We start from the raw sequence: 26,933 nt of genomic DNA, 5'->3' as shown, positions 1-26,933 counted from the left end.
TTCCCCCCTATACTAAAACAAATTTTTCAATTGCTTGTGCAACACCGTCGTCATCATTACTTGCAGTCAAATAGTCTGCACTTTCTTTAACTAAAGGAACAGCATTTGCCATTGCGACACCCATTCCTGCATATTCGATCATTGGTAAATCATTTTCTTCATCACCAATTGCCATGACTTCTGCTTGGGTGATTCCTAGCTCTTCTGCTAATAAAGAAATTCCATACGCTTTAGTAACACCTTTTGGCATAAATTCTAGCAGCATACTACGTGTCTTGATGATTTCAAATTGTTCATGAAACACATTTGGAATTTCTTGAATTTTTGGATCTAATTCTTCTTGTGCATAAGCAATAACTGCTTTGTTCAAAACATCCGCTTTCTTAACATCCAGCAAAGTTCCCGGACGGAAATCCAAAACTTTATTCAGCACATTATAAAGCGATTGTTTTTCAGGAGCTGTTGGTAACTGATAAACAATCCCATCAGATAACACATCTAGTGGCAAAGACAACGCTTGTGCTAACTGGGTCAATTGCTCAACGTCTGCAATAGTCATTACTTTTTTCGCCATGATTTCGCCTGTGTCATTTTTTTGAACAAGCCCACCATTAAACGTAATGCTATAGTCACCTGAATCAAGCAAATCCAATTCCGTTAAATAATGTGCCATAGCCGCCAGTGGACGACCTGTACACAAAACAATTTTAACTCCTTGATTTTTTGCTTGCGCCAAAATTTCTTTATTTCTAGCAGAAATTTGTTTTTCTTCGTTTAGTAATGTTCCATCTAAATCAATGGCAACTAATTTAATCATATTTACTTCCTACTCTTTCACAACAAGATTCTCATCTTCTTTAAGATCTTCCATACGGACAGAAACGATTTTTGAAACACCTGATTCTTGCATCGTTACGCCATACAAAACATTCGCAGCTTCCATTGTTCCTTTACGGTGGGTGACCACAATAAATTGGGTATCATTTTGGAAATTACGCAAATAGTTCCCAAAACGTGTCACGTTTGCCTCATCTAAAGCTGCTTCTACTTCATCAAGAATACAAAACGGTACCGGACGCACACGAATGATTGAAAATAGCAAAGCAATTGCCGTCAATGCGCGCTCTCCACCAGAAAGTAGACTTAGACTTTGTAGTTTTTTACCTGGAGGTTGAACTTCGATTTCAATTCCTGTTTTTAATAAATCAGTGGGATCAGTCAAGACAAGTTCTGCTCGTCCACCGCCAAACATATTCGGAAAGACCACTTTGAATTCTTTGCGGATTGCTTCAAAAACTTCTTTGAAACGAGTGCGAACTTCATCATCCATTTCATCCATTGTATCAAATAACTGATTTTTCGCAGAAAGCAAATCATCTCTTTGAGTAGATAAAAAGGTATAACGTTCATTCACTTGTTCATATTGCTCAATGGCATTCAAGTTAACTGGTCCTAGTGCTTCAATACTTCGTTTCAATGTCGCTACTTTTTCTTTGCTACCGGAAACATCTACTGTTGGTTGATAATCAATCACAGCTTTCTCAAAAGTCATTTGATATTCTGTTTCTAAATACGTAACGTGCTGATCTAGTAGCATCTCTGCACGATCTTTTTTCACTTCAAGTTTTGATTGCTCAGTCAAGCGAACTTTGTATTCTTGGTTTTGTTGTGCCAATACTTCTGCTAGCTGGTCAATTTCTTTTTGTGTTGTGTCACGGGTTGCTTTCACTTCCTGAAGTTCAGCTTGTAGCTGTTCACGTTGCACAGATAATTCACGAATTTTTTCGTCTAAGCTTTCTTCTGTCAACTCATGATCAGAAAAGTTTGCCGTTAACGCAGCTAGCTGTTGTTCTAAACTTGTCTGGCGTTCCATTGCCTCTGTTTTTTGGACACGTGCACCACGTAACTGGATCTGCAAGTGATTAAACTGTTCTTTTAATACGGCAAGATCCGCTTGTTCTTGCGCTTTTTGTCCTTGGATTTGCGCGCGACGAGCTTCCATTTGATCGCTTTCTTGACTTAAAGATTTGATTTCTTCGTCAATTTTCGTGCGTTGTTCTTCCAATTCTTGTTGCTTCGTTGCTAATTCTGTACGTTGTTTTTCATAAGTTTCGATAAATTGATTTAACTCACGTGTCTCAAAATTAGAAATCTGTTGTTCTTTTTCAAAACGTGTTAAATCATTTGAGATATTTTGAAGTTTATTTGCAACTTCTTGTTCTTCGAAACGCAACTGTTCCATAACACTTCGGGCAGCTTCGTATTCTTCACTAAGTGTCGTAACTTTTTCTTGTAAAGCTTGAACTTTCTTTTCTTGAACTTGTAGTTCTTGATTTGCTTGGTCAAACTCACTAGTCAATTGTTTCAATTCTTGATTTTGAGCGAATAAACTTCCTTGGTTTCCACGCTTATTGGCTCCGCCTGTCATTGAACCACCTGCGTTCATAACGTCTCCCTCTAAAGAAACCACACGATATTGATAATGAATCGTTTGTGCAATCGTATTAGCACTAGCTAGGTCTTTTGCTAAAAGGATCGTTCCCAATAAATTATTCACTACTGATTGGACTGCATCTGGGTAAGTCACTCGTTCACTTGCTACGCCTAAAAAGCCCTCGATAGTAGCTGCTTGTGCCGCAACATGAGCAGGTAATTGACGTGGTTTAATCGTTGTCAATGGTAAGAAAGTTGCACGTCCACCTTTTTGTTGCTTCAAATAAGTGATTGCTTGTCTTGCATCCACTTCATTTTCAACAATAATATGTTGTGCAGCTCCTCCTAATGCGGTTTCGATTGCTAAAGTGAAATCAGCTGGAACATCAATTAGTTCTGCGACTGCACCTACAACGCCAGATAATTGTTGCTTGTGTTGTAACACTAAACGTACACCTTGATAAAAGCCAAAATAGTTTTCTTGGATTTCTTGTAAACTCTTTTGTCGTGCACGTAATTGTTGCACCTGATTCATCAATTGATACATTTTTGGGTGTTCAGTATTCAACTGTTCTTGGAATTTCTTTCCTTCTGTCTGAATAGCTGTCACTTTTGTTTTTGTTTCTTCTGATGATTGAGTCAGTTTCGTTTGTTGCTCCACTAATTCTGCTTTTTTTGCCGACAATTCTGCAACAGTTGCTTGAACTTCTGTTTGCTTTGCCAATGTTTGTTGGCTCTTTGCTGTCTCTTGCTGATACTGACGTTCTAAGTATTTCAATTCATTTCCGACAGCTGCTTGTTCTTGCATTAAATCGACATATTGATCGCGTAATTCGGCTAATAATTCTTTTGTCGATTTTTGATATTTTTCAAGTTCCTGTTGGGTTACCATCAATTGTGCTTCTGCTTGCTGGATTTCCGCTTCTTTTTTATCAACATCTTTTGTTAAACTAGCTTGTTGTTTTTCAAAGTGTTGAACTTTTTTCTGTGCTTCCGCTAAAGATGCTTGATATTCTTGTGTACTTTGTTTGGTATGCTTTGAGCGTTCCAGTAAAACATCTTTTTGTCCTTCTGTTTGCTTTAGGCTTTCTGACAAAGCAAGTAATTTTTGCTGATTCTTTTCAATCAAACGATCAGCTTGCGCATTTTGTTTACGCCAAGTTGCCAGAGTTGATTCACGCACTTGGATTTGCTCGGTTACGGTCGCTAACTCTTGATTAAATTGCTTTAGTTCAGCTTCTCGTTGGGTCCACTCAGTTCTTGCCGCTTTGATTTCTGCAATCATTAGAGCAATATCTGTTTCGGTCAATTCTTCTTTTAAGCGTAAAAACTCCTTTGCTGCCTTACTTTGAGTAGCTAAAGGAGTTAGCTGTTCTTCTAATTCATAGATAATATCTTGAACTCGGCTAAGGTTATCTTCTGTTTCAAAAAGCTTTTGTTCTGCTTTTTTCTTACGTTGTTTATACTTTAAAACACCCGCTGCTTCTTCAAAGATTCCACGACGATCTTCTGGTTTGCTACTAAAAATCGCTTCAACTTTTCCCTGTGAGATAATTGAAAAAGATTCTTTTCCTAAGCCAGAATCTAAAAACAACTCTTGGATATCTTTCAACCGACAAGATTGTTTATTGATAAAAAAATCGCTTTCTCCTGTTCGACGGTAGCGACGTGTCACACTTATTTCATTGTATTCCAATGGTAGATAATGGTCTTCATTATCTAAAATGACCGTTACTTCTGCTACGTTTAGTTGTTTACGAGAATCTGAACCTGCAAAAATAATATCTGGCATTTTTCCACCACGTAAACTTTTTGCTGATTGTTCACCTAAGACCCAGCGAATGGCTTCCGTGATGTTACTTTTTCCGCTACCATTGGGGCCAACAACTGCTGTGACACTGTTTTCGAAGTCAATCACTGTTTTATCAGCGAATGACTTGAATCCAGCGATTTCAATTCGTTTCAAATACACGAAAGCTTTCCCTCACTTACTCTTCCAAGGCTGCTAATGCATTTTCAGCAGCAGCTTGTTCTGCTAATTTTTTTGATTTTCCTTGGCCCGTACCAATCAATTGATCATCAACATAGACTTCAATCCAAAAAATACGTTCATGGGCTGGTCCTTCTTCTTTAATCAAGCGATATTCAATAAAAACATCCCCTGATTTTTGCAAGACTTCTTGCAATTTGGTTTTGTGATCCATCTCATGTGAAAAAGCACCTGCTTTGACTTTTGGGAAGATAACTTGCTTGATGAATGCATGCGCTACTTCGAAGCCTTGGTCCAAATATAAAGCACCTAGAAACGCTTCAAATAGGTCACATAATAACGCAGGACGTGTTCGTCCACCAGAGTTTTCTTCACCTTTACCTAACATGACGTGTTGATCAAAATGACATTCTTTTGCGAATTTTGATAAACTGTCTTCACGAACGATTGCTGCACGCATTTTTGTTAATTTTCCTTCTGGTAAATCGGGATACAAGCGATACAAATACTGAGAAACCATTAATTCTAACACTGCATCTCCCAAAAATTCTAAACGTTCATTGTCTGATAGGTGTAGATTGCGATGCTCATTCACATAGGATGAATGGGTAAAAGCTTGTTCAAGTAAATTTAGATCGTGAAAAACGATTGTATATTTTTCTTTAAGTTCTTTTGTCAGCTGATTGTCCATTTTCCACATTCCTTTTATAGGATATTTTTCATACTTCCTTATTATACTGGTTTTTTGATAATTTTGAAATGTTTGGCTAAAAAGTAAGAAAGCTTTAAGAAAAATGCTGTCGTTCAAAACAGGTTGCTTTACTAATTGGGATTTTTTTAGAAAAGGTTGCTCAAATTTTTGAACAGCTTTGTTCTGATCTGTCACTCTTTTTTCCTTTTAGTATCCAACAAAAAAATAAGGTCAACCAGCAAGTGGTTGACCTTATTCATTGTAAAATTATAAACGAAAATAGTTTCTGTTAAAAATTTTGATTAGCGTGAAGCATCTGTTACAGAAACTTCTGCCCAAGGATTACGTTCGTCGTATGCCCAGTTCCAGTCTTTTACGCGATCATTCACAGGTAAGACTTCATTACGGAATAATGTTGGAATTGCAAAAGCTTCTTTAAACGCATATTCTTGCCATTTTTGGTATGCTTCTTTTTGGAAATCTGCATCAAACGCATCACTTGAATTGATTGCATCAATTAATTTTGTGTTTTCTTCAGATTCGTAACGAGTGTAGTTGAATGCTGCATTTGGTCCCCATAGTCCACTTGGATTTGGATCAGTTCCTGTATTCCAAGCTGCTTGATAAACATCAATTTCAGGATCATCATTTTTTAGTTTGTCATAGAATGAGTTAAACTCAATTAGACGTCCAGTTGTGTATTCAACATTTAAACCAATTTGTTTCCATTGTTGTACATAGTAATCAGCTAATGGTTGTGCTGTTTCGCCACCTGACATTGAAGCAAATTTGATTGTGAATTCTTTGCCATCTTTGTCTTCGCGAATACCATCGCCATCAACATCTTTGAATCCTGCGTCATCTAATAATTTGTTTGCTTTATCAATATCTTGTGTATACCCTTTTAGTTTAGAATCATGGTAAGATTCGAACACTGGAGGAATCAATGACGTTGCGTTGCTTCTTAAACCAGCGTAGAATTTGCTACCAACAGAGTCATTATCTAAAGCGTAACCCATCGCTTGACGTAATGATTTGTCAGCCATTTTTGAATTAGGATCGTATTCAACTGTGCTTTCTTCGTTGTTCCATTTACCTAATTTAAATCCAAGGTAAGTGTATGAAGTTTGTTCACGCCCTAAGTTTGTATAGCCTTCAATATCTTTATATGTTTCGTAAGTATCTGTTGGCATTTGGAAAATCATGTCATACAACTTAGAGTTCAATGCTTCTGTTGCACTAGCTGTTTGCACTGACTTCATTGTGATTTTTTTCAATTTTGGTTTGCCATTCCAATAGTACTCATTTGGCAAGTATTCTACTGATTCACCAGCAACAATATTACTCATGTAATAAGGACCAAAAGTTACAGGGTGTTTACGAACTTGATCACTTGATTCCATGTCTTTGATTGCTACGCCTTCAAGTGTATGTTTTGGAGCAGCATATGAGTAAACACCACCGCCGGCTTGTAACATACTTGGCTCAACTTTTTTATATTCAATTTCAACTGTTTTGTCATCTACTTTTTTGATTCCAGAAATCGTATCTGCTTTGCCATCATGATATTCTTCCATACCAATTACATTACGGAAAGTATCGTCATAACGAATACCTGTATAGTCTTTGTGACCAATGATTTCGTAAGAGAAAATTACGTCATCCGCCGTAACGTCCACTCCGTCAGACCACTTCACATTGTCTTTCAGTTTGATTGTCGCAACTTTTTTATCTTGGTCTAAGTCTAAAGTAGCTGCTCCATCATCAGTGATTTTGAAATCTGTATCATTTGAGAATAATGCTTCATGTGATGGTGCCATGAATGCCGCATCAAACGCATCTTGATAGAATTCCCATTGGAACAACCCAGCGAATTGACTATCTGTTGCAACTGCGGCTTCTAATTCACCATCTTCAATTGCATCTTTATCATTTTTTGTTGCAAGTGGGAATGATAAAGCTTGGCTATCCCCTTTATCTCCTGAAGCATTTCCAGAAGAATCCGTACCGTTGCCGCCGCCACAAGCTGCTAGTGTTACGACAGATAACAATGTTACTACTCCAAAAATCGTTTTCTTCATTCCTATATCCCCCTTATTTCGTTCTATCCTAAACGTTGACGCGCATCAGCAGAACGCTTAAATGCTTGACCAACATAGTTTATACACAACATCAAAACTAGAATTAGCATTGACGCGGGTAACCAGATCCATTGACGATTTACTAACACTTCACCACTACTTGCGTAACCAATTAAAGTTCCTAAACTTGGTACATTCGTAGGTAATCCAAATCCTAAGAAAGTCAAAGTAGTTTCAATTCCAATATTTGCTGCAAAGTTCATCGTTAAGTTGGTAATAATCAATGAACTTAAATTGGGCATAATTTCACGGAACATGATTTTAAAATCACTTGTTCCCATTGTTTTCGATGCACTGACGTAATCACGTCTTGCTTCTGATAATGTTTTACTTCTAAAGAGTCGCGCTTTCGCTACCCAGTAGAATGCACTCATGATAAAAATGAATGACCAAACATTGTATTTAGGAATAATTGAAACAAATACGATAATAATCAGCATAATTGGTAAAATCATGACGAAATCAACGATTCGCATCAATATATTATCAATCATTCCACCGTAATACCCAGAAATGATTCCTAATCCTACCCCGATGATCGAAGTAATGATCGTAATCGCAAAACCAATTAAAACAGAGTTTCTAGCACCAATCACTAATTGACCGAATACATCTCGGCCACCTTCATCTGCGCCAAGCAAGAACTTATGACCTTGAGTAGAAATCGCTCCAGGTTCAGCGTATTTATCAAAAATACTTACATACATTACTTTATCTTGATCTGTTAAAATAGCGCCAATAAAGACAAACAATAATAAAAGAACTAACAAGCCCAATGAAAACATGGCTATTTTGTCTTTTTTAAATTCACGTGCAATCATGCGCAGGCCCATTGGTGGGACACTTTCTTGCGCTACGACATCTTTCTTTTCACTCATTTGACTCATCCTCCTTTTTTGATTGATTTTTATTGGATTCTAATACGTGGATCAACAATACTCATGATAATATCTGAAAGCAAGGTCCCCACTAATGTTGCAATCCCTAAAATCAATACTAAAGAAGTAATAACAGCATAATCACGTTGGCCAATAGCATCAATAAATAACTTACCAACACCTGGATAACCAAAAATCTTCTCGATAACCACTGAACCAGCAATCAATGAAGTAATTTCGTACCCCATCTGTGACGCCATTGGTAAAGCAGCATTTCTAAAGATATGACGACTGAAGACTTTCTTAGTTGGTACACCTTTTGAACGTGCTGTTCTTACAAAGTCTAATGATTTTGAATCAATTACTTCACTTCGAAGATACTGAATCGTAACCGCCGTAGCCAAAAATGCTTGCGTGATTGATGGTAATAAAATATATTTCATTCGATCGGCAAACTGAGCAAAGAATCCGCCACTTAGTCCTAAAGTCTGTGAACCACTTGTTGGGAACCAACCTAGACGGTAACCAAAAATGAATAACATGATTAGACCGAAAATAAACAATGGTACAGCAAAGCTGAAGAAGTTATAGATAACTACGACTTTGTCTAAAATCGAATTTTGGTAACGACCTGCTAACATTCCTAACGGTACAGCAATCAAATACGTTAAAATAACTGTCAAAATAGATAAGTACAACGTATTGACGATACGCTCACCAATCAAGTCAGCAACTGAACGTTTGTATAAGAAACTTTGACCAAAATCTCCATGCAATGCGTTTCCAATCCAACGGAAATATTGTTCGTACCACGGATCATTTAGCCCAGCAGCTTGTCGCATTTGCTCAATCACAGCTGGATCTTGGTTTGGATTGATTAATCCAGTAAATGGATCACCTGGCATCGCTTTTGCCAACATGAAAATTAAAACACTAAGAATAATAACTTGAGGAATCATCAATAACACACGACGTAGGATTGTTTTCCACATTAGCTAGCACCTCCATCTTTTAACGCTACTTTATGAGTAGTTGATAATGCACGCAAATCGTACACCCGGCCAGTTGAATCGTAATAATCTTTTTGACTATTGATGTATTCTTGTTCAACTCTTCGGCGATTCTCTTTATGCAATTCGCGATTCTCAACATCGATTCGAGGAATTGCAGACAGTAAACGTTTTGTATAGATGTGACGTGGGTCATTGTAGATATCTTCCCTTGTTCCGATTTCAACGAAACGACCTTTATACATGATAGCGATATTATCACACATGTGTTTAACAACACCTAAGTCATGAGAAATAAATAGATAACTAAGTCCAAATTCTTGTTGGATTCGTTTCATAAAGTTCAAAACTTGCGCTTGTACAGATAAATCAAGCGCTGAAACTGGTTCATCCGCTACAATCAATTTTGGATTTGTTGCTACGGCACGAGCAACACCTAAACGTTGACGCTGACCACCAGAAAACTCATGTGGATATTTGTATAACGCATCCTCTGGCATCCCAACAATGTCAAGTAAACTTTTTACTTTTTTCTTTTCTTCTTGATCACTTAAACGTTCAAAATTACGAATTGGTTCCGCAATAATATCTAATACCCGCTTTTTAGGGTTTAAGCTAGACATTGAATCTTGGAAAATCATTTGAACATCTTTGTTGTATTCGATTTTCTTGCGATTACTACGTTTTGTTACATCTGTTCCTTGATAAATGATTTGACCATCCGTCACTTTTTCTAGCCCAACAATCGCCTTACCCGTCGTTGATTTTCCTGAACCAGATTCTCCAACTAAACCATACGTCTTTCCTTTTTCAATAACGAAGTCGACGCCATCTACAGCATAAACATAATCATTTACTCGATTGAAAAAACCGCTGCGAATCGGATAGTGAACTTTTAAATCATTAATTGTGATTAATTCTGTCATCTACACCTCTCCTTTTTCGTCTCTAAAATGAAAATGCTTATAGCATGAGCAACGAACGAGATGGTTCGGTGCTACTTCATGAAGAATTGGGTCTTTCTCATGATCACTTTCTGGAATCCATGGAATCCGTGGAGCGAAACGACAACCCCGACGTGGCATATTTTTCAATGAAGGAACAACTCCTTCAATCACATGTAGTTCTTCTTCATGTTGTCCTTCTTGAGGAATTGAATTCAATAATGAACGTGTATATGGATGTTTTGGATTTTCAAACAATTCTTCAACTTCAGCAACCTCAACGAATTGTCCACCGTACATAACAGCTACGCGATCTGCCATTTCAGCCACAACACCTAAGTCATGGGTAATCAAAATAATTCCTGTTTTTGTTTCTTCTTGTAAGTCTTTTAATAAATCAAGAATCTGTGCTTGAATTGTCACGTCTAACGCTGTTGTTGGTTCATCAGCAATGACAATTGGCGGTTTACATGCAATCGCAATCGCAATAATTACACGTTGACGCATCCCACCAGATAATTCATGAGGATATTGACGTCCCACTCGAGTCGGATTAGGAATCCCCACTTGATCTAACAATTCAAGTGCTCTTGCTTGACGCTCTTCTGCATTCATCTTTGTATGATAAGAAAGACCTTCTTTAATTTGGTCTTCAATTCTCATTAGAGGATTCAACGCTGACAATGGGTCTTGGAAAATCATTCCAATATCATTTCCACGAATCTTGTTATAAAGTGTTTCATTCAAATCAATTAGATTTAAATCATTATATAAAATTTCTCCTGTAATCTTGGTATTGTTAGGATCCAACAGCCCCATAATAGTAGTGGCTAATGTACTTTTTCCGCAACCAGATTCTCCAACGATTGCTAAGATTTCGTTTTTATCTAAAGTAAAAGAAACGTCGTCTACTGCATCGTAAAATTCATCTTTGATACGGAAGCCTGTGTGTAGGTTCTGAACATCTAATAATTGATTATCCGACAATCGAATACCCCTCTCTGCTCCCTAGATGGAAGTTTTTCATTAATAAAATAATACTCACACAGAATAAAATCATTTAAACCAATCCTATTCTTAACGAAGTATAATATTTTCTTAATAATTATATAGAAAACCGTTTTACTTTGCAAGCACAATTGAAATTGTTGCCTGAATTGTCTGAAAACTAAATCTACTACAACCGCTACCATTTGCATTAGATTAAAAAAGGTGCTTTTAAAATAAAAGAAAAAGACCTGAAAATCAACGAAGATTTTTAGGTCTTTTGGTTATACGTGGGTTTAACTTATTTTAGATGTTCTGAGATATAATTTACTGCGCCGCCCACCGTTTCAATTTGTTCTGCGTCTTCATCCGAAATTTCTGTTCCAAATTCGTCTTCAAGCTCCAAAACAAATTCCATGATACTAATTGAGTCAGCTTTCAAATCATCCTTGATATTCAAGTCATCTGTAACTTTATCTGTATCCATTTCAAAGTGGTTTGAAATAATTTTCGCTACTTTATTAAATATTTCTTCACGAGTCAATGTTTTCACCTCCAACAATCGAGACAACTGCCTTAACCAAGGCTAATTTTACTGACATTTTTTGAAAATGTCTACCTTTTTTTCATTATCTCATATTTCACATCGTTTACATTAAATGATAATTAATCTGCAGAGCTTTCAAATTGCTCAACTAACTGTCCAACAACGTTTGTTTCTAACATTGTATGGATTTGACGAATCGTATAACGAACGGCGTCTGGTCCAGTTGCGCCATGTGTTTTGATCACAGGAGCTTTTAATCCAAATAAAACCGCACCGCCATGTTTTGAATAATCCATCTCAGATTTTAATGAACGTAACCCATCTTTTAATAATAAAGCGCCCATCTTTCCTTTAATTCCTTCATTCAAAATTGCAGATTTCAATAAATCCATCATATTTAATGCTGTTCCCTCAATTGATTTCAAAACAGCATTTCCAGTAAAACCATCTGTCACAACCACATCAGCAACACCATTCAACAATTCACGTGCTTCTACATTTCCAATGAAGTTCAAGCTTGTTTCATTTTGCAATAACTCATAAGCACGTTTCGTTAACTCACTACCTTTTGTCGCTTCTGTTCCATTATTCAATAAGGCTACGCGAGGACGTCCGATTCCACGAACTTTTCGTGCGTAAAATGAACCTAAAATTCCATACTGGAGTAAGTGTTCTGGTTTATTTTCAGCATTCGCACCTAAGTCTAACATATCAAAGCCAGCATTTTCTTTTCCAATGACTGGTAAGGTTGACATCAAGCCAGGACGTTCAACATTTTTGATTCGGCCAACGATAAATAAACCAGCGGCAAGTAACGCACCCGTATTTCCTGCTGAAAAAACCGCATCTGCTTCGCCATTTTTAACAGCTTGTGCAGCAAGAACCATTGAGGCCGTTTTTTTACGACGGATTGCTTTCACTGGCTCGTCATCACTACTAATTTTTTCATCTGTATGAATAATTGTAATATTTTTTTCATTTGTTAAATATTTTTTGATTTCTGACTCTTTCCCATACAATAAAAATTCAACTTCTGGGAAATCTTGTTGAGCTAAAGCAACACCTTCCACAATTGCTTGTGGTGCATGATCACCGCCCATTGCATCTACCGCAATTCTCATTGTCTTCACTCCTCTTTCGTTCATCATTTCAAAGTATAGCACATCCGCTAATCAAAATAACGATTGTCTTGACTTTCTAATTGTAAGCTTTGGACTAATACTCGATATTCTGGCAAAATTTGCCAATTAGCCTTCTGCCAAATTTGTGTGGCTTCATCTCGAGCTACTTCTAAAATATTTCCGTCTGCTACCAAGTCTGCAATTGCAAATTGTGGTAACCCAGATTGACGGAAACCAAAAACTTCACCTGGTCCTCGTAATTCTAAATCTTTTTCGCTTAAAACAAAACCATTATTCGTTTCCGTCATAATTTTCATCCGTTCCACACCCATTTCGTTTTTCGGGTTAGCAACTAAAATGCAAAATGAAGCGTCACTTCCACGACCAACTCGACCACGCAACTGATGCAGCTGTGCCAAACCAAAACGATCTGCATCCATGATTAGCATAACCGTTGCATTTGGAACATTCACCCCAACCTCGATTACTGTGGTAGAGACCAAAATTTGTGTTTGATTTTCTTTAAAGTCTTCCATGATTCTTTCTTTTTCTTGATTCTTCATTTTTCCATGTAATAAACCTACTTCGTACTCTGGCGCGAATAAATCACTGAGTTTTTCATAAATTTCTACAGCATTTTTAACATCTAGTGCTTCGGATTCTTCAATCAACGGACAGATTACATACATTTGATGTCCTTTGCCTAACTCTTTTCTGGTCCACTCTAAGACACTATCTAATTGCGGCGTACGAATCCATCTAGTTTCAATCGGTATTCGCCCTGCAGGAAGTTCATCAATAATGGATACATCCATTTCACCATAAGCAGTAATAGCAAGCGTTCTCGGAATCGGTGTTGCTGTCATAAATAAAACATCTGGTCGCCATCCTTTTTCTCGTAAAACCTTTCGTTGGTTAACACCGAAACGATGTTGTTCATCCGTGATAACTAGTCCAAGGTTCTTAAATTCTACACCTTCTTGAATCAATGCATGGGTACCAATCACCACATCTATTTCGCCACTTTCCAAACGCTCTAATAGTTCACGTCTTTCTTTTGCTTTTGTTGAACCCGTTAACAAGGCAACAGAAAGTTTATCTGAAAACAATTGTACAAAACTTTCCATATGCTGCTGGGCTAAAATTTCAGTTGGAACCATCAGCGCACCTTGGAACCCTGCTGTAACAGCTGCGTACAATGCAATTGCTGCTACCACTGTTTTTCCGCTACCAACATCCCCTTGCAAGAGACGTTGCATATGTTGAGGACTCCGTAAGTCACGACAAATTTCATTTGTTACTCGTTTTTGAGCATCAGTTAATTCAAATGGCAAACTTTGAGTGAATTCTTTGAGCTTTTGAACATCATATAAAACTTCGATTCCATTTTTTTCAGATTTTTCTGCATGTTTAAGTCCTTGCAGCTGCATTTGGAATAAGAAAAATTCTTCAAAAACAACTCGGCGCTTGGCTTGATGATTTTCTTCATGATTTTTGGGAAAGTGCATGCTTCTAACTGCCGTTTGACGATCAAGCAAACGATACTTCTCCACTAATGTATACGGAAGATTTTCCTCAACTAAGTCACCATACTCGTCGAACCCTTTTTTGATCAAATCAACCAACGTTGTTTGTCTGATTGACTTATTGACATGGTAAATTGGTGAAAAATCATCTAACGTCTGCGAGCCAAGAACTTTCATCCCGCTTAGTGCTTTTCTTTTTGAATCCCATTTACCATACACTGCAATTTCTTCAGACAAAATAATTTTATCTTTAAGATAAGGCTGGTTAAAAAAAGAAACATTAAAAACAGCATGATCTTGCATCATCCGAAACTGCAATCGACTTTTTTTGTATCCAAAACGACTCAATACGGGTGGTGAAACAACCAATCCTTTTAACGTCACTTTTTCTTGATCTTGGATTTCTGTTAAATTTCTTTCTTGTATATCTTCATAACGAAAAGGATAGTACGTCAGCAAATCTTCAATTGTATGTATACCTAAACTAGCAAGACTCTCTGCTCTTTTTTGTCCTACACCAGCTAGCACAGTAACTGGATCCGTTAACGCTCGCATCGACTTCACTCCTTTCTTAACAAAAAAAGGACTTTGGTTTTCGATCAAAGTTAATCGAAAACCGAGGTCCTTCATACTTTCTGCACCATGAAATGATGGCTTTGTGACAAACTTTCCTATTCAGCAGAAAACAGATAAGGATAGACTGGTTGGTCTCCTTGGTGAATCTCGATTTCTAAATCAGGATATTTTTCTGTTAGCGTTGCTGCCAACTCCTCTGCCTGTGCGACTGTACCGCCTTCACCAGCAAGGATTGTCACAATTTCAGTATCTTCATTAATCATTTGTTTTAAAGTAGTTAAAGAAGTATCCACAATATCAGGATTTGAAATAACGATTTTTCCATCAATCATTCCTAAAAAGTCGCCTTCGACAATCTCTACTCCATCAATTGAAGTATTTCTGATAGCATGTGTTACTTGACCACTTATGACACTACTTAATACATCAGTCATCGTTGCTTTGTTTTCCTCTAATGAAACTTGATCGTTGAATGATAACATCGCTGTCAAGCCTTGAGAGATTGTCCGTGACGGAACAACTGCTACAGGAATTTCGGCAACTTCAGCTGCTTGATCTGCAGCCATGAAAATATTTTTGTTATTTGGTAAAACAATTACTTGATCAGCATTAACATCTTTAATTGCTTTCAAAATATCTTCTGTACTTGGATTCATTGTTTGCCCACCGCTAATCACATAGTTGGCACCTAGACTTTCAAAAAGTTCTTGGATTCCTTGGCCTGCTGCGATAGCTACCACGCCATAAGGAACACGTACTTTTTCTTCTGTAAATTCTTGAACATCTTCATCATGTTCTAAAATTGTTTCGTGTTGTAGACGCATGTTATCCACTTTTACTTTAATCAATGAACCGAATTTTTGACCATAATTCATTACTTCACCTGGATGTTCTGTATGAACGTGCACTTTGATGATTTCATCATCATTTACAACTAATAATGAATCACCAAGTCCGTCCAAGTAGTTACGGAAGCCTTCATAATCAAACTGGCTATCAACAGTTGGACCTTCGCCAATTTTAACCATAATTTCTGTACAATAACCAAAATGGATATCTTCCGTTGCCAATTGTCCTTGTACACTACGGTGATGTTCTGCATTAACCATTTCATCCATTTCTGCAGGAGATGGTTCATAGATGTCATCGACTTGGAATTCACCATTTAATGCACTCAAGAAACCTTCATATACAAATAACAAACCCTGACCGCCACTATCTACTACTCCAACTTCTTTTAATACAGGTAATAAATCAGGTGTTTTCGCTAATGCGCGTTTTCCACCTTTAACAACAGCAGTCATTACTTCGATTACGTCATCCGTAGATTTTGCTTTCTTTTCACCTGCTTTGGCTGCTTCTCTGGCAACAGTTAAAATCGTTCCTTCAACTGGTTTCATTACTGCTTTATAAGCAGTTTCGACCCCATGTGTGAAAGCTGCTGCTAAGTTTGTTGCATTCAATGTTTCTACTTCTGGGATTTGTTTTGAAAACCCACGAAATAGTTGAGACAAAATAACTCCTGAGTTTCCTCGAGCTCCCATAAGAAGTCCTTTAGAAAGCACAGCGGCTAATTCGCCAACTTTTTCAGAAGTTGAGTCGACTACGGCTTTTGCGCCACTAGTCATTGATAAGTTCATATTTGTTCCAGTATCTCCATCTGGTACTGGAAAGACATTTAATGAATTGACATATTCTGCATTTGCTTGCAGACGATTCGCACCGGCCTGAACCATTTCTTGGAACTGGCTTGCACTGATTTCTGTTACACTCACCTGGATAATCCTCCTTCAGATCGACTGCTGAGTTACTAGCAAGTCTCCTGCCTAGTCTGGCAGTACACGAACACCTTGTACAAAGACATTAACTGAATTGGCTGTTACACCTAATAATGCCTCTAAGTTGTATTTTACTTTTTCCTGAACATTACGTGAAACCTCAGAAATTTTTGTTCCATAACTAATAATTGTATATACATCAACTGCAATACCATTTTCTTCTTGACGAACAACTACTCCACGAGAATAGTTTTCTTTGCGCAAAATCTCAGTAATATTATCTTTAATTTGATTTTTGCTGGCCATACCAACAACACCAAAAACGTCCGTTGCAGCGCCACCAACAACTGTTGCAATCACATCATTGGTAATTTCAATGGTTCCAGCTGAAGTTTGAATTTTTACAGCCATGAATAAGCCTCCTTAACGGGCACAAATAGCCCATTTTTCTTCTATAATATTTTATCATAGCATAACGTGAAATAAAAGGCAGTTACTTTCAAAGTACCTTAAAACCCTCAAAATGTTTATTAGCAACCCTGTATAATTTACAATTATTATGCGGAAATGTCAATTATAACTCGATAAATATGCTTGCAAATTGCCTTCTTATATGATAAGTTAGTTTGGTATGAGCTTAATTATTCTATTGCTCCAATATCAAGGCAAAGGAGGAAATTTACATGGCTAAAGTTTGTTACTTTACAGGTCGCAAGACTTCAAGTGGAAACAACCGTTCACACGCTATGAACTCAACAAAACGTACTGTTAAACCTAACTTACAAAAAGTTCGCGTTATGATCGACGGTAAACCTAAAAAAGTTTGGGTGTCAACTCGTGCTTTGAAATCAGGAAAAGTTGAACGCGTTTAATTGAATCAGGACTGCGAACCGTTCATCGTATGAACGGTTTTTTTCTTGGATTTATGTCCAAGATTATTATTGATTCCTCAAAAAAGAAGTTGTGCTTTAAGCACAACCTCTTAAACCGTTCTTACATATATGATTCAGCTAAAAAGTAGAAAATTTATTTTTCGTCTTTTGGTTAATCGACCTGATATCATTCAGCTAAAACACATTTTTCCAAAAGAAAAAGAACTTAGAGCAATTATCCATTGAGATAGCTGTTCTAAGTTCTTTTTTATGTGCCACTTGCCTCTAATGCAAGCGAGTAATATATGTTTTTTTTACAACTAAAATATACGCTTATATACAAACGCTGTCAATAGCAAAAAGCTTGTAAAATTAACTAAAATATTGATTTGTTTATTTTTTAACAAATCGTAAATTCCTAGGTTTTTTAAACTTACCATCGTTATTTATTTCATTTTTTTATTTTTTAATGAAAATTAGGCTCATTTTTGGTGGAGAAAAACCTGAGTATGATAAACTTAAAACAACTTCATAGAAATTTGGTGAAAAATAAAATGAAAAAAAATTATAAACTATTCTTCAAAGAAAATTGGCCATACATGGCTGCTAGCTTTTTCATTCCACTAATTATTCTGGCACTTATTTATTTAAGTATTGGAATTTATCCTGGTAGTAGCAGAAGTATTTTAGCGAGTGATGCATTCTCACAATTTTCGAATTTCCATGCCAGCTTCCGCAATATGCTTTTTGGAAAACAAAGTATTTTCTACACGTGGAACGCTTCATTAGGTTTAAATTACTTATCCTTGATCTCCTACTATCTTGGAGGTATTTTTACACCCTTAGTTTTCTTTTTTCCAAATCAATACATGCCTGATGCACTTTACTTTTTAACCTTAATCAAAGTAGCCAGTGCTGGTTTAGCTTTTTGGTTTTTAGGAAGAACTTTTAAAATCCCACGCTGGGGGCAAGTGGCGTTAAGTATCAGCTATGCGTTGATTTCTTTTGTCACCGCGCACTCAGAAATCATTATGTGGTTAGATGCCTTCGTATACCTACCATTAATCATCTTAGGTATTCATCGTGTGATGGATTTGAAAAAACCGCTTGTCTTATTTGTTAGTTACTTATTACTATTTTTGTCTAGCTTTTATATGGGCTTCATGATTGGTGTCTTTTCTTTTCTTTATTTCTTTGCGAGACTTTTTACCAACTGGTCCAAATACAAGAAAACCATTCTACCTTATGGAATTACTTCGTTATTAGCTGGTGGGGCATCAATGATCATCATCTTACCTGCTATACTTGATTTACGATCTAATGGTGAAGCGTTGAGCCAAATAACTGCTTTAAAAACAGAAGCAACTTCTTTCTTAGATCTAGCAATGAAAAACATGATTGGCGTCTATGACACAACGAAATATGGATCAATTCCATTTGTCTACGCGGGATTATTTCCACTAGTTCTTTGTATTTTTTACTTTGTTAGTCGAAAAATCCAATTAAAAAATAAACTTTTGTTTGGAAGTTTGTTCATAATTTTAATCGCAAGTTTTTATCTAGTTCCATTAAATCTATTCTGGCATGGTATGCATGCACCGAATATGTTCTTATTCCGTTACGCCTACTTGTTTTCTTTTCTGGTCATTTTGCTTGCCGGTTATGGTTGGGAAAAATTGGAACAGAACGATCACGGACTTTTTGTTGGCATCACACTTATCTTAGCTGCTATTTTCTCAATTTCTTGGGCGCTTAAGCCAGCTGAAAGTTACACTTATGTAACGACAACGTCCTTTATTTTAACAGTTGTCTTTTTAGTTCTTTATGCTATTGCTGTTGGATTTTTCCAACTCAAAAAAATCCCTATGAAACAGTTAAGTATTTTATTATTACTTCTAATGTCTTCTGAGGCGATAGTCAATACGAACAGCATGATTCATGGTATTTTAGACGATTGGAACTATGCTTCACGCAGTTTATTTACAGATCCTTATCCAAACATCCAAGAGCTAGTAACAAAAACGAAAAAAGAATCCGATACATTTTATCGATTAGAAAATTTAGATCCTGTTTCTGCCAATGATTCATTAAACTATGGATATAGTGGTATCAGTATGTTTTCTTCCATCCGTAATCGTAACTCTTCTTCTTATCTTGATCGACTTGGCTTTCGTTCACGCAGTACCAATCTAAATATTCGTTATGCAAATAATACATTGCTAATGGATGGGTTTACTGGTATTAAATATAACATCAGCAAAAACGAAAATACATTTAGCAAATACGGCTTCAATCAAGTTGGACAAAGTGGTGATTACACACTCTATGAAAATATTAATGCTCTACCACTTGCTTTCACTGCTCCATTGACAATTGATGACGTCGAGCAACCAGCAACTGATAATTTAACAAGTCAAACAAACTTAATCAATGAACTTTCTGGTTTACAAGAAGATTATTACTCTTTCTATAAGCCTACGTTGAAAAAACAAACGAATACGAAAATCACAAATACAACAACTGGTGTCACTTACTCTGAAATAACCAGTAACCAAGCAAAAGAATTAACTTGGGAAGTTCAAGTTCCTGCAAATACACAAGCTTACTTAAGTTTATTCCCAACGAACTATGCTCAGTTAGAAAGTTCGAGCGCAACTATTACAGTAAATGGAACTTCAAGGCAGACACAAATTAACATTTCTGGTCAATATTACGATCTTGGTTACTACCCTACTGATACTACGGTAACTTTTACAGCTAGTTTTTATGGAACAAAAGAAGTCAGCTTCATGGAACCAGAAGTGGTTGGACTAAATCTTATTGCCTATCAAGCTGCGATGAATCAGATTAAAAATAAAGGTGTCGATTTAACCACTTCAGGTCGTAAAGCCACGGGCACAGTTAATTCAGACCAAGACGCCATGCTTGTAACAACAATTCCTTATGATGAAGGTTGGCAAGCAAAAGTTGACGGAAAGGCTGTCGCTATTGAAAGTTTCCAAAATGCTTTTGTAATGGTCAAAGTTCCAAAAGGCAAACATACGATTACTTTTAGCTACTTGCCAAAAGGATTTAAGCTCGGAAGTATGTTATTCGTAATTTGTATCTTACTCTTTGCTCTTTATTCTTATCTTTTAGCTCGAAAAAGAATTTTAGATGGCACAGATTCTCTTAAATAAATCATTTAGACAAAAAAAGCACACCAAACAACTTTGTTTGGTGTGCTTTAACTGTTTAACGAAGTGTAATACTATTTATTCATATTTCACTTCGTACAAGTACAAGCCCTCTGGATGTGCCGTTGGACCTGCTAAATTGCGATCTTTTTTTGCAATAATTTCTGGAATTGCATCTTCTGGTATTCGACCATTTCCAATTTTCAATAATGTACCTACCAAAATACGAATCATTTTGTACAGAAATCCGTTCCCTCTAAATGTAAATAGCAGTTCGTCTCCTGCATCATTTACTTGCATTGTTGCTTCATAAATCGTCCGCGTTTTATCTTCAATGGAACTTCCTGCAGCACAAAATGAAGTGAAGTCATGCGTTCCAATTAAATCTGGCAAAGCTCGTTCAATCTTCTCCAAGTCTAATGGATAAGGATAGTAACTCGCGTAATGTCGACGAAACGGGCTTCTTGGTTTACCAATATCTACTCGAAATTGATACGTTTTTTCATGAACCATATAACGTGCATGAAAATCTTCGGGAACAATTTCCACTTTCTTAACTGCAATATCTTCTGGCGATTGAGTATCTAGAGCAAATCGCATACGTTCTAAAGGTCGTTCTTGCGGATAATCAAAGTGAATAACTTGTCCAACTGCATGAACACCAGAATCCGTTCGACCAGAACCAAAAACTGTAATGCTTTGTCCATTTGCCATTTTTTTTAATGTTTTCTCAAACTCTTCTTGAACAGTTCGACCATTTGGTTGCTTTTGAAAACCATGAAAATTTGTACCATCGTACGCAATGATTGCTTTGTAACGTACCATTTTTTCTCTCCTTATCTTCCCATAAAAAAGAGGCTGTGACATCGTCACGGCGCCTCTCTTTTTTCATATAATAATTAATTTACTGATTTTTATCAACCACGTAAAAATACTAAAATAACTGTTAATAAACCAAAGGCGATCATAACCAGAGTATCTTGATTGTGCCAATGAAGCACTCGATACTTCGTGCGTCCTTCGCCCCCTTGATAGCCTCGAGCTTCCATAGCAGTTGCTAAATCTTCCGCTCGATTAAAGCTACTTACAAATAAAGGAATCAATAAAGGAATAATTGCCTTCATTTTTTGAACTAAGCTACCTTCGCCGAAATCAACACCACGTGCGCGTTGCGCATTCATAATTTTTTCCGTCTCATCCATTAATGTTGGAACAAAGCGCAATGCAATGGATAACATCAGCGAGATTTCATGGACTGGAAAACGAACAACTTTTAGCGGACGCAATAAATATTCAATTGCATCAGATAATTCTAACGGTGGAGTTGTCAAAGTAAGTAATGTTGACATAAAAATAATCAAAACAAATCGGCAAAAAATAAAGAGTCCATTCAATACACCAAACTGAGTGATATTAAAAATTCCCCAGTGCCAATAAACTTCGCCTCCGCTTGTAAATAAAACTTGTAGTGCAACAGTAAATAAAATTAACCAAATCAATGGGCGAATACCACGGATGAAAAATTTCATATCCACTTTTGATAATGAAACAGCAAATAAAGTAAACATTGCCAATAAAAGATATGTTTGCCAATTATTTGCTAAAAAGATGATCCCAATAAAATAAAAACTAGCTAATAACTTTGCTCGAGGATCTAATCTGTGAATGAATGAATCACCTGGCATATACCGCCCAAAAATCAATTTATTCATCATGAGCATTTCCTCCAGACAAGCGTACAATTTCATCCGCTAATTCCTCAGCTGTTAAAGGTAGCTTAGCCATTTCAATTCCTTTTTCACTCAATAGCTCTGAAAATTCCGTTGCAGTAGGCACACCTAGTTGTTTTTCTTTTAACCAATTTAAATCTTGAAAGACTTTCCTTGGTTCACCACTTTTAACAATTTTCCCTTTTTCCAAAACATAAACAAAGTCTGCATAGTTAGCCACATCATCCATTAAATGAGTGACTAATACAATAGTAATATTTTGTTCCTTATGAAGTTGCCAAAACATCTCCATCATTTCTTTTCTTCCTTGAGGATCCAAACCCGCAGTAGGCTCATCCAAAACCAACACTTCAGGTTTCATTGCAAGAACTCCTGCAATGGCAACCCGACGCATTTGTCCACCAGAAAGTTCAAAAGGTGAGCGATTCAAGTATGTTTCATCTAAACCAACTTGAATTAAGGATGCCTTAGCAATTTCTAACGCTTCTTCTTCACCTACGCCAAAGTTTTTTGGTCCAAATGCGATATCTCTAGCAACTGTTTCTTCAAATAATTGTGCTTCTGGAAACTGGAATACAATTCCCACTTTTTTACGAATTGGTTTTAGATTCTTGTTATCCGTTTCAGGAGTTATTTTTCGATCACCAATTTGTACAGAACCACTCGTTGGTTTAACCAAAGCATTCAAGTGTTGTAATAATGTCGACTTTCCACTGCCTGTGTGCCCAACTAACGCAGTATAACTTCCTTCTTTGATTAACAGATCAATGTCAAATAATGCTCTTTGTTCAAATGGTGTATTGGGTTGATAAGTAAAACTTACTTTTTCAAAATGGATGTCCATAACCAATTCACCATCCTTTCTTCCGTCATGTATTCATCAGGAACAGTGATTCCACGCACTTTTAACGCACTTTTTAATTTTTCAGGGAATGGTAAGTCTAGTCCTAGACGAATCAAATCTGGTCCGGCAGAAAAAATTTCTTCTGGTGTTCCCTCGCCAACTAGTTCACCTTCACGCATTACTAAAATACGATTCGCATTTGCAGCTTCATCAATATCATGCGTAATAGAAATGACAGTTAATTGGCTTTCTTCTTTAATTTTTTTGATAGTTGAAATAACTTCTTCTCGACCTTCAGGATCAAGCATACTAGTTGCTTCATCTAAAATAATAATATCTGGTCGTAAAGCAACTACGCCAGCAATTGCTACACGTTGTTTTTGTCCACCAGACAAGCGAGCAGGTTCTCGAGTTGCAAACTCACTCATACGAACTTTTTCTAATGCATCTTTTACACGTACGAGCATTTCTTCACGAGGAATACCTTGATTTTCCAATCCAAAAGCAACATCATCTTCCACAGTTGAACCCACAAATTGATTATCTGGATTTTGAAATACCATCCCAACCATTTGTCGAATCGTCCAAATATTTTCTTCATTAAGTGTTTGCTGTTCTACTGCTACTGTACCAGACTCTGGTAAAATCAAACCATTGATCGTTTTAGCAAGAGTTGATTTTCCAGAACCATTGTGCCCAATAATTGCAACCCATTCTCCTTTGTTAATTGTAAAAGAAACATCTTTTAACGCTGGTCGAAGGTCATCAGGCTGATATGTGTAATTTATATTTTTCAAATCAATAATTGGCTCCATGCTTACTCCTTCTTCATCCTAAAGTTCTTTCTAACACTATCAAAAAAAAACTAAATTTTCAATTATTTATTGTTTGAATAAAATGTTTTTTTGTACCTTCAATAAAACCTGTCAAGACAGTTAATTAAAGGTACAAAAAAACACTTTATGATGAGTGCATACTCCCCAAGCTAAAAACTTGGGGAGTAGCGCTGAGCTAGACTCGGAGCAAAGCTCCAACATCATAACACTCTAAAAGAATCATCTATAAAGTGATGTTATTAGTGTGATTTTAGACAAGTTCTAAGATAACCATTGGTGCTCCATCACCGCGTCTTGGTTCTGTTTTCAAGATACGAGTGTAGCCACCTTGACGTTCTGCATAACGAGGTGCAATGTCATTGAATAATTTTTGTAAAGCTGATTCAATAACGATGTCTTCGTTTTCTTCGCGCACGCTAGCAACTTCATTACGTACAAAAGTAGCCGCTTGACGACGAGCATGCAAATCTCCACGCTTACCTAAAGTGATCATTTTTTCTGCAGTTGAGCGAACTTCTTTCGCACGAGCTTCAGTTGTCACAATACGTTCGTTGATTAATAAATCAGTTGTTAAATCGCGCAACATCGCTTTACGTTGACTAGATGTGCGTCCTAGTTTACGATAACTCACGTTGGTTTCCCTCCTTCGTAAAAGGTTTTAATCTTCTTTACGTAAACCTAAACCTAAGTCATGCAATTTTGCCTTAACTTCTTCCAATGATTTACGGCCCAAATTACGGACTTTGATCATTTCTGGCTCAGATTTATTCGTAAGTTCTTGTACAGTATTAATTCCTGCACGTTTCAAACAATTATAAGAGCGAACAGATAAGTCTAATTCTTCAATTGTCATTTCCAACATTTTTTCTTTTTGTGTCTCTTCTTTTTCGACCATGATTTCAGCATTTTTTGCTTCATCAGTTAAATTCACAAAAATATCTAGATGTTCAGTCATGATTTTTGCAGATAAACTCATTGCTTCCAATGGTTCAATTGAACCATCTGTCCAAATCTCCATCGTCAATTTATCAAAATCTTCACGGTGTCCAACACGTGTGTTTTCTACTTGATAGTTCACACGACGAACTGGTGTGTAGATTGAATCGACTGGAAGAACACCGATTGGCATATCTTCTTTTTTATTTTCATCTGCTTGAACATAACCACGTCCAGGTTTCACAGTTAAGCGAGCATGGAACGTAGCTCCTTCAGAGACACTACAGATATACATATCTTTGTTCAGAATCTCTACATCACTATCAACGATAATATCGCCAGCAGTTACTGTAGCAGGTCCGGTAATATCGATTTCAAGGGTTTTTTCTTCTTGGCCATACATTTTAAGCGCTAAGCCTTTAATGTTCAAGATGATTTGAGTGACGTCTTCTCTAACACCTTTAATAGTAGAGAATTCATGCAGTACACCATCGATTTGAATATTAGTGATGGCAGCACCTGGCAAAGAAGATAATAAAATACGACGTAGGGAATTCCCTAAAGTAGTCCCATACCCTCTTTCAAGAGGTTCAACGATGAACTTGCCATAATCTTTTTCTTCATCAATTTTTGCGATTCTTGGTTTTTCGAACTCAATCATTCTTATCTTTACCCCTTTCAAAACGAAAAGTGTCTTGTTCAATGACGTTACTATAGAAACTCAAAATGAGCGGCACTCATTAAACACGACGGCGTTTTGGAGGGCGGGCACCATTATGAGGAACTGGAGTCACGTCACGAATTGCAGTCACTTCTAAACCTGTTGCTTGTAATGAACGAATTGCTGCTTCACGTCCAGAACCAGGTCCTTTAACTGTTACTTCAACAGTTTTTAATCCGTGTTCCATTGCTGCTTTAGTAGCAGTTTCTGCTGCCATTTGAGCGGCAAAAGGAGTTGATTTTTTGCTTCCTTTGAAACCTAATGAACCAGCTGATGACCACGCTAATGCATTTCCGTGAGTATCAGTGATCATGATGATTGTGTTGTTGAAAGTAGAGTGGATATGTGCAATCCCTGCTTCTACATTCTTTTTCACACGGCGTTTACGATTCACTTTTTTTGCTGCCATGAAGTTCTAACCTCCTTCACTTAAGAATTATTTTTTCTTGCCAGCGATAGAACGAGCTGGACCTTTACGAGTACGTGCATTGTTTTTTGTGTTTTGTCCACGAACTGGCAAACCACGGCGGTGACGGATACCACGGTATGAACCGATTTCCATCAAACGTTTGATGTTTAAGTTCACTTCACGACGAAGATCACCTTCAACTTTTAATTTATCAACTTCAGCACGGATAGCATCTGTTTGTTCATTCGTTAAATCACGAACACGAACATCTTCAGATACGCCAGCATCAGCCAAGATTTTTTGAGCAGTAGTGTTACCAATACCATAGATATAAGTAAGTGAAACTACTACACGTTTATCACGAGGAATATCTACTCCTGCAATACGAGCCATACTTGTTACACCTCCAATTATCCTTGACGTTGTTTATGTTTTGGATTTGCTGGGCAAATCACCATAACGCGTCCTTTACGACGAATTACTTTACAATGTTCACACATTGGTTTTACTGATGGTCTTACTTTCATGATAATACCTCCTGTAGTTTTACGGAGTACAATTATTTAAAGCGATAAGTGATACGGCCACGGCTTAAATCGTATGGAGACAATTCAACCGTTACTTTGTCACCAGGTAAGATACGGATGTAATGCATACGAATTTTACCTGAAACAGTAGCAAGAACTTGGTGTCCGTTTTCTAGTTCAACTTTAAACATTGCATTCGGCAAAGTTTCGACGACTGTACCTTCGACTTCAATCATATCTTCTTTTGCCACGCACAGTAC

At 36.9% G+C, this 26,933-nt stretch carries 25 protein-coding genes; 2 read left to right on the top strand and 23 right to left on the bottom strand.

What is annotated here, in order from left to right; all coding sequences use genetic code 11:
* Positions 1–7 precede the first annotated feature (7 nt).
* The 13 genes from IGJ76_RS00640 to IGJ76_RS00580 form a co-directional block, all read right to left on the bottom strand.
* Positions 8–817 carry a Cof-type HAD-IIB family hydrolase gene (locus IGJ76_RS00640; RefSeq protein ID WP_067483482.1) on the bottom strand — a complete coding sequence of 270 codons (810 nt, stop codon included), beginning with the start codon at positions 815–817 and terminating at the stop codon, positions 8–10.
* A gap of 9 nt (positions 818–826) precedes the next feature.
* The gene (gene smc, locus IGJ76_RS00635; RefSeq protein WP_430596670.1) at positions 827–4,405 is read right to left on the bottom strand and encodes a chromosome segregation protein SMC; all 3,579 of its coding nucleotides are present in this window, start codon (positions 4,403–4,405) and stop codon (positions 827–829) included.
* A gap of 16 nt (positions 4,406–4,421) precedes the next feature.
* On the bottom strand, positions 4,422–5,114 hold the full coding sequence (rnc, locus tag IGJ76_RS00630; RefSeq protein WP_067483701.1) for a ribonuclease III: 693 nt from the start codon (positions 5,112–5,114) through the stop codon (positions 4,422–4,424).
* A 302-nt stretch (positions 5,115–5,416) separates the two neighbouring features.
* Entirely contained in the window at positions 5,417–7,195 is a 1,779-nt protein-coding gene (locus IGJ76_RS00625; protein ID WP_075491303.1) for an oligopeptide ABC transporter substrate-binding protein, read from the bottom strand.
* A 23-nt stretch (positions 7,196–7,218) separates the two neighbouring features.
* Positions 7,219–8,133 (bottom strand): ABC transporter permease, encoded by a 915-nt coding sequence (locus IGJ76_RS00620; protein WP_067483489.1) that lies wholly within the window; start codon positions 8,131–8,133, stop codon positions 7,219–7,221.
* Positions 8,134–8,162: 29 nt separating this feature from the next.
* Positions 8,163–9,125: an oligopeptide ABC transporter permease gene (opp4B, locus tag IGJ76_RS00615; RefSeq protein WP_067483491.1), complete on the bottom strand. Its 963-nt coding sequence runs from the start codon at positions 9,123–9,125 to the stop codon at positions 8,163–8,165.
* The gene (locus IGJ76_RS00610; protein WP_067483493.1) at positions 9,125–10,069 is read right to left on the bottom strand and encodes an ABC transporter ATP-binding protein; all 945 of its coding nucleotides are present in this window, start codon (positions 10,067–10,069) and stop codon (positions 9,125–9,127) included. Before IGJ76_RS00610 ends, opp4B begins: the two co-directional genes overlap by 1 nt.
* On the bottom strand, positions 10,070–11,074 hold the full coding sequence (locus IGJ76_RS00605) for an ABC transporter ATP-binding protein (RefSeq protein ID WP_067483495.1): 1,005 nt from the start codon (positions 11,072–11,074) through the stop codon (positions 10,070–10,072).
* Between the two features lie 301 nt (positions 11,075–11,375).
* Positions 11,376–11,618: an acyl carrier protein gene (gene acpP, locus IGJ76_RS00600; protein ID WP_067483497.1), complete on the bottom strand. Its 243-nt coding sequence runs from the start codon at positions 11,616–11,618 to the stop codon at positions 11,376–11,378.
* Between the two features lie 122 nt (positions 11,619–11,740).
* Entirely contained in the window at positions 11,741–12,742 is a 1,002-nt protein-coding gene (gene plsX, locus IGJ76_RS00595) for a phosphate acyltransferase PlsX (RefSeq protein ID WP_067483499.1), read from the bottom strand.
* Between the two features lie 47 nt (positions 12,743–12,789).
* Positions 12,790–14,823, bottom strand: coding sequence for an ATP-dependent DNA helicase RecG (recG, locus tag IGJ76_RS00590; RefSeq protein WP_430596669.1), 2,034 nt, complete (start codon positions 14,821–14,823; stop codon positions 12,790–12,792).
* 116 nt (positions 14,824–14,939) lie between these two features.
* Positions 14,940–16,619 (bottom strand): DAK2 domain-containing protein, encoded by a 1,680-nt coding sequence (locus tag IGJ76_RS00585; RefSeq protein WP_067483503.1) that lies wholly within the window; start codon positions 16,617–16,619, stop codon positions 14,940–14,942.
* A 51-nt stretch (positions 16,620–16,670) separates the two neighbouring features.
* The gene (locus tag IGJ76_RS00580; RefSeq protein WP_067483505.1) at positions 16,671–17,033 is read right to left on the bottom strand and encodes an Asp23/Gls24 family envelope stress response protein; all 363 of its coding nucleotides are present in this window, start codon (positions 17,031–17,033) and stop codon (positions 16,671–16,673) included.
* A gap of 272 nt (positions 17,034–17,305) precedes the next feature.
* Between IGJ76_RS00580 and rpmB the strand changes: the two genes are divergently transcribed.
* Together rpmB and IGJ76_RS00570 are read left to right on the top strand one after the other, a co-directional pair.
* Complete coding sequence (rpmB, locus tag IGJ76_RS00575; protein WP_067483507.1) at positions 17,306–17,494, top strand: 50S ribosomal protein L28; 189 nt, start codon at positions 17,306–17,308, stop codon at positions 17,492–17,494.
* Positions 17,495–18,048: 554 nt separating this feature from the next.
* Positions 18,049–20,673, top strand: coding sequence for a YfhO family protein (locus tag IGJ76_RS00570; protein WP_430596668.1), 2,625 nt, complete (start codon positions 18,049–18,051; stop codon positions 20,671–20,673).
* Between the two features lie 75 nt (positions 20,674–20,748).
* On the opposite strand, the gene truA is transcribed toward IGJ76_RS00570, so the two are convergent.
* The 10 genes from truA to infA form a co-directional block, all read right to left on the bottom strand.
* Entirely contained in the window at positions 20,749–21,495 is a 747-nt protein-coding gene (truA, locus tag IGJ76_RS00565; protein ID WP_430596667.1) for a tRNA pseudouridine(38-40) synthase TruA, read from the bottom strand.
* A gap of 92 nt (positions 21,496–21,587) precedes the next feature.
* Positions 21,588–22,385 carry an energy-coupling factor transporter transmembrane component T family protein gene (locus IGJ76_RS00560; RefSeq protein ID WP_067483511.1) on the bottom strand — a complete coding sequence of 266 codons (798 nt, stop codon included), beginning with the start codon at positions 22,383–22,385 and terminating at the stop codon, positions 21,588–21,590.
* Positions 22,375–23,244, bottom strand: coding sequence for an energy-coupling factor ABC transporter ATP-binding protein (locus IGJ76_RS00555; protein WP_071868757.1), 870 nt, complete (start codon positions 23,242–23,244; stop codon positions 22,375–22,377). Before IGJ76_RS00555 ends, IGJ76_RS00560 begins: the two co-directional genes overlap by 11 nt.
* Positions 23,220–24,059, bottom strand: coding sequence for an energy-coupling factor ABC transporter ATP-binding protein (locus IGJ76_RS00550; protein WP_067483514.1), 840 nt, complete (start codon positions 24,057–24,059; stop codon positions 23,220–23,222). The genes IGJ76_RS00555 and IGJ76_RS00550 overlap by 25 nt, the downstream gene beginning before the upstream one ends.
* A gap of 271 nt (positions 24,060–24,330) precedes the next feature.
* Positions 24,331–24,711: a 50S ribosomal protein L17 gene (gene rplQ / locus IGJ76_RS00545; RefSeq protein WP_067483516.1), complete on the bottom strand. Its 381-nt coding sequence runs from the start codon at positions 24,709–24,711 to the stop codon at positions 24,331–24,333.
* Between the two features lie 27 nt (positions 24,712–24,738).
* Complete coding sequence (locus tag IGJ76_RS00540) at positions 24,739–25,677, bottom strand: DNA-directed RNA polymerase subunit alpha (RefSeq protein ID WP_002288715.1); 939 nt, start codon at positions 25,675–25,677, stop codon at positions 24,739–24,741.
* Positions 25,678–25,756: 79 nt separating this feature from the next.
* Positions 25,757–26,146 carry a 30S ribosomal protein S11 gene (rpsK, locus tag IGJ76_RS00535; RefSeq protein WP_067483518.1) on the bottom strand — a complete coding sequence of 130 codons (390 nt, stop codon included), beginning with the start codon at positions 26,144–26,146 and terminating at the stop codon, positions 25,757–25,759.
* A 27-nt stretch (positions 26,147–26,173) separates the two neighbouring features.
* Positions 26,174–26,539 carry a 30S ribosomal protein S13 gene (gene rpsM, locus IGJ76_RS00530; RefSeq protein ID WP_067483520.1) on the bottom strand — a complete coding sequence of 122 codons (366 nt, stop codon included), beginning with the start codon at positions 26,537–26,539 and terminating at the stop codon, positions 26,174–26,176.
* A 17-nt stretch (positions 26,540–26,556) separates the two neighbouring features.
* The gene (gene rpmJ / locus IGJ76_RS00525) at positions 26,557–26,673 is read right to left on the bottom strand and encodes a 50S ribosomal protein L36 (protein WP_002288710.1); all 117 of its coding nucleotides are present in this window, start codon (positions 26,671–26,673) and stop codon (positions 26,557–26,559) included.
* A 32-nt stretch (positions 26,674–26,705) separates the two neighbouring features.
* Positions 26,706–26,924, bottom strand: a complete 219-nt coding sequence (gene infA / locus IGJ76_RS00520) for a translation initiation factor IF-1 (protein WP_010767960.1) — start codon at positions 26,922–26,924, stop codon at positions 26,706–26,708.
* Positions 26,925–26,933 lie beyond the last annotated feature (9 nt).

This window comes from Enterococcus sp. DIV0175 (assembly GCF_050529075.1).
Lineage (GTDB): Bacteria > Bacillota > Bacilli > Lactobacillales > Enterococcaceae > Enterococcus_B > Enterococcus_B thailandicus.
This window is presented reverse-complemented; position numbering and strand designations above follow the sequence as displayed.